Origin of the sequence: Streptomyces sp. (assembly GCF_031178505.1) — a bacterium.
GTDB lineage: Bacteria > Actinomycetota > Actinomycetes > Streptomycetales > Streptomycetaceae > Streptomyces > Streptomyces gulbargensis.
The window spans coordinates 1-3924 of the sequence record NZ_JAPSIW010000669.1; the positions used below are offsets into that span (position 1 = coordinate 1).

Here is a 3924-nt window from a genome sequence, read left to right on the forward strand (position 1 = left end):
GGGCAGGGCCCGCGGCGTCTGGTGCGTGCGATCGCAGGGCGACCTAGGAGCCGATCGGGGGCCGCCGTACGATCCCCCTCCGGGGGTTGCGCGGTGGCGGGACGAGGAAGCGGTCGGTGGGAGCGGGTTTGTCGGAGCGGTCAGCACAGCCGGAGTACCGGATCGAGGATCTCGCCCATCACAGCGGGGCCACGGTCCGGACCATCCGTGCCTACCAGGACCGGGGCCTGCTCCCCCGGCCGGAGCGGCGCGGGAGGTCCAACGTGTACGGCGACGCGCACCTGGCCCGGCTGCGGCAGATCGCCGACCTCCTCGAACGCGGCTACACCCTGGCCTCGATCAAGGAGCTCCTGGACGCCTGGGACACGGGCCGAGGACTCGGGGGGGTCCTCGGCCTGGTCGCGGAGGTGCAGGGGCCGTGGACGGACGAGCGGGCGGACCGCATCTCCCGGGAGGAGCTGGACGCCCGCTTCGGCGGCACCCCGGACGAGGACGCCGTGCGGGAGGCCGTCGAACTGGGGGTCCTGGAGCGGCTGCCGGGGGGCGGGACGGAGGAGTACCTCGTGCCGAGCCCCCAGGAGCTGGCGGTGGCGGCCGAGCTGCACGCGGCGGGCGTACCCCTGACGGCGATCACCGGTCATCTGCGGGAGCTCCGTGATCAGGTGGAGCACATCGCGACGCGCTTCCTGGAGTTCACCACGGAGCACGTCTTCGCCCGCTATCTGGAGCACCGGCCGCCGACGGACGCCGACGCGGCGGAGGCGGCGACGATGGTGCGGCGCCTGCGGCCGCTCGCGCAGCAGACGGTGGACGCGGAACTGGCCCGCGCCATGCGCCTGCTGGCGACCCGGCACCTCCAGCTGCACCTGTCGCCCGAGCCCCCTCCGGCGAAGGGGGAGGTGACGCGGCCGGTGCCGCTGCCGATGGAGACCGTTCGCGCCGTGCAGGGCCTCGTGGGCGCGGAGGGCGTGGCGGCGTTCGTGACCGCCGCGACCGACCGCGAGCTGGCCAAAAGGACATTGGACACGCTCGCGGCACGTCATCGCGAAGGTGACGGAACCGATCAAACCGCCTGAAAAAGAACGGGAGTTGTCCACATAACCGCCGCCCGAGCCTGTGGATAACTCACCTTCACTGTGGATCAAACATCTGCGCCGTTTTTCGATGGCCCGAAAGTCAGGTCTCGGGGCATCCTGACCGCATGAACCGGGAGACCAGGGACGCCCGACGCACGGTGAAGGTCTCGAAGTACCTGTCCAAGCACCTGCGCCACCGGCCCGAACACATCGGGCTGGTCCTCGACCCCCAGGGCTGGACCGAGATCGACAGCCTGCTGCGGGCCGCCGCGGCTCACGGTTTCCCGATCGGCCGGGACGAACTCGACCATGTCGTCGCCACCAACGACAAGCAGAGGTTCACGATCGAGGGCACCCGCATCCGGGCCGCCCAGGGCCACACCGTCGCCGTCGACCTCGGCCTGCCCGCCGCCGAACCACCCGCGTACCTGTACCACGGGACGGTCCCCGGCTCGCTCCCCGCGATCCGGGCGGAGGGGCTGCGGCCCATGGCCCGCCACGACGTGCACCTCTCCCCCGACCGGGAGACCGCCACCCGGGTCGGGGCCCGCCGCGGCCGGCCGGTCGTCCTCGCCGTCGCGGCCGGCGCCATGCACCGCGACGGCCATGCCTTCCGCCTCAGCGCCAACGGCGTCTGGCTGACGTCGGCCGTCCCACCCGCGTACATCCGGTTCCCGGACCGAAGGCGATCTTCCGGCTCACCGCCCTGAGGCATGATCGGTCCCATGGCCCACCCCCACCTGCCCAGCACCGAAGCGGCGGTCACCGCCGTCCGCGCCCTCGCCCGGGAACACGGGCGGGAGATGACCGTCACCGACGACATCGGCGCCGACCGGACCTCGCGCCGCACCTCGGCCGGCGCCTTCGCCGTCCTCGACCCGGACGGCTCCCTCCCGCACGAGGCCTTCGTCGAACTGGGCGGCTCCCCCGCCGTCACCGTCCGGCTCTTCCCCGAGGACGACGCCCTGATCACGGTGGACGGCATCGAGTTCGCGGACGTCCCCCGTGACGCCGTCCCCGCCTTCCTCCGCTCGGTGTACGGCGACCTCGCCCACGTGAAGGGCCGGTTCTTCCCGCCCGGCTGGTGGCTGGTCGTCCCGCTTCCCGGCGACGAGACGTACAAGGAACTGGTCTCCGGCGCCTCGCTCACCCCCTGGCTGAACAGCCGGGTCCGCTGACCGGGGCGCCGTGGCCCGCGGCGCCGGGCGCGGTTCAGCCGAGCTGGGCGAGGGCCTCGGTGGCGATCCGCTCGAAGACGGCCGGGTCGGTGGCGAAGTCGGAGCCCGCGACCGGCCAGTGGATCACGAACTCGGAGAAGCCGAGCTCGCGGTGACGGCCCGCGTAGTCGACGAAGGCGTCCACCGACTCCAGCGGACCGTTCCGGTCCGGGCTGAACCCGTGCAGCAGGATCTTGTCGACCTCGGCCACGTCGCGACCGATCTCCGCACACGCCTTGCCGAGCTTCTCGACCTGCCCGCGCAGCGCCTCCCGCGCCTGCTCCGGCGTGCCGTTCTCGTACAGCTTCGGGTCTCCGGTCGTCACCCACGCCTGCCCGTACCGGGCGGCCAGCTTCAGGCCGCGCGGCCCGGTGGCGGCGACCGCGAACGGCAGCCGTGGCCGCTGCGCACAGCCGGGCAGGTTCCGGGCCTCCACGGCCGAGTAGAACGTGCCGCGCTGCGACACCGCGCCTTCGGTCAGCAGCCGGTCGAGCAGCGGCACGAACTCGCCGAACCGGTCCGCCCGCTCCTTCGGCGTCCACGCCTCCTGGCCGAGCGCGGTGGCGTCGAATCCGTTGCCGCCCGCCCCGATGCCGAGCGTGACCCGCCCGCCGGAGATGTCGTCGAGGGCCATCAGCTCCTTCGCCAGCGTCACCGGGTGCCGGAAGTTCGGCGAGGTGACGAGGGTGCCGATCCGCAGCCGCTCGGTGGCCGTGGCGGCGGCGGCGAGCGTCGGCACGGCAGCGAACCAGGGGCCGTCACGGAAGGTGCGCCAGGACAGGTGGTCGTAGGTGTACGCGGCGTGGAAGCCGAGCTCCTCGGCGCGCCGCCACTTCTCACGGCCGCCCTCGTGCCAGCGGTCGACGGGCAGGATCAGGGTGCTCAGACGCAGGCTCATGGCCCGAGCCTACGTCCCGGGAAGGAAGCGGAACGGACGTTTCCGAGGCCGTGAGGAGAGGACGGAGGCGGCACCGCGCGGCCCGGAGGCCGGGGAGTACACCCACGGAAGGCCGAAATCCGCCCACTCAGATGTGCGGGCTCCCGCACGCCCGTGCGCCCCGTGCGGAAGAATGGTGCGGTGACCTTTCCCCGCTCCCCGCACCCGACCGTCCCGGCCCCGGCTCCCGCACCCCGGCTGATCGCCACCGACCTCGACGGCACGCTCCTGCGTGACGACAAGTCCGTCTCCGAGCGCACGGTCGCCGCCCTCGCCTCCGCCGAGCGGGCCGGCATCGAGGTCTTCTTCGTCACCGGCCGCCCCGCCCGCTGGATGGACGTGGTCGCCGACCACGTGCACGGTCACGGCATGGCGATCTGCGCCAACGGCGCCGCCGTCGTGGACCTGCACGCGGGCGGCACGTTCCTGGAGGTGCGTCCGCTGGAGCGGTCCGTCGCCCTGGAGGTCGTACGGGCCCTGCGCGCCGCCGCTCCCGGCGCCGCCTTCGCCGTCGAGCTCACCACCGGCATCCACTACGAGCCGGACTACCCGCCCTTCTTCCTCGACCCCGGCGCCACCGTGGCCACGGCCGAGAAGCTCCTCTTCGAGGAGACGCCCGGCGCGTCGGCGCCCGTCCTGAAGCTCCTCGCCCAGCACCGTGAACTCGACCCGGACGCCTTCCTCGCGCTGTCCC

Annotated in this window: 5 protein-coding genes; 4 read left to right on the plus strand and 1 reads right to left on the minus strand. The window is 73.1% G+C overall.

The annotated features are described in order from the left end of the window. The first annotated feature begins 116 nt into the window (after positions 1-116). The 3 genes from RIF68_RS30160 (at position 117) to RIF68_RS30170 (ending at position 2254) form a co-directional block, all read left to right on the plus strand. Positions 117-1076 carry a MerR family transcriptional regulator gene (locus RIF68_RS30160; protein WP_375165074.1) on the plus strand — a complete coding sequence of 320 codons (960 nt, stop codon included), beginning with the start codon at positions 117-119 and terminating at the stop codon, positions 1074-1076. A gap of 125 nt (positions 1077-1201) precedes the next feature. Next, entirely contained in the window at positions 1202-1786 is a 585-nt protein-coding gene (locus tag RIF68_RS30165; RefSeq protein WP_309054446.1) for an RNA 2'-phosphotransferase, read from the plus strand. 15 nt (positions 1787-1801) lie between these two features. Further along, complete coding sequence (locus tag RIF68_RS30170; protein WP_309054447.1) at positions 1802-2254, plus strand: hypothetical protein; 453 nt, start codon at positions 1802-1804, stop codon at positions 2252-2254. Positions 2255-2288: 34 nt separating this feature from the next. Here the strand turns inward: RIF68_RS30170 and RIF68_RS30175 are convergent, their stop codons facing one another. Next, entirely contained in the window at positions 2289-3191 is a 903-nt protein-coding gene (locus RIF68_RS30175) for an LLM class flavin-dependent oxidoreductase (RefSeq protein ID WP_309054448.1), read from the minus strand. 180 nt (positions 3192-3371) lie between these two features. Between RIF68_RS30175 and RIF68_RS30180 the strand changes: the two genes are divergently transcribed. Continuing rightward, positions 3372-3924, plus strand: a 553-nt coding sequence (locus RIF68_RS30180) for an HAD hydrolase family protein (RefSeq protein WP_309054449.1), incomplete at its 3' end; no start/stop codon positions are given.

Excerpts from the sequence above, each read along its gene's own strand:
- RIF68_RS30165 (WP_309054446.1), top strand. The coding sequence starts at position 1,202 with ATGAACCGGGAGACCAGGGACGCCCGACGCACGGTGAAGGTCTCGAAG.
- RIF68_RS30170 (WP_309054447.1), top strand. The coding sequence starts at position 1,802 with ATGGCCCACCCCCACCTGCCCAGCACCGAAGCGGCGGTCACCGCCGTC.
- RIF68_RS30175 (WP_309054448.1), bottom strand. The coding sequence starts at position 3,191 with ATGAGCCTGCGTCTGAGCACCCTGATCCTGCCCGTCGACCGCTGGCAC.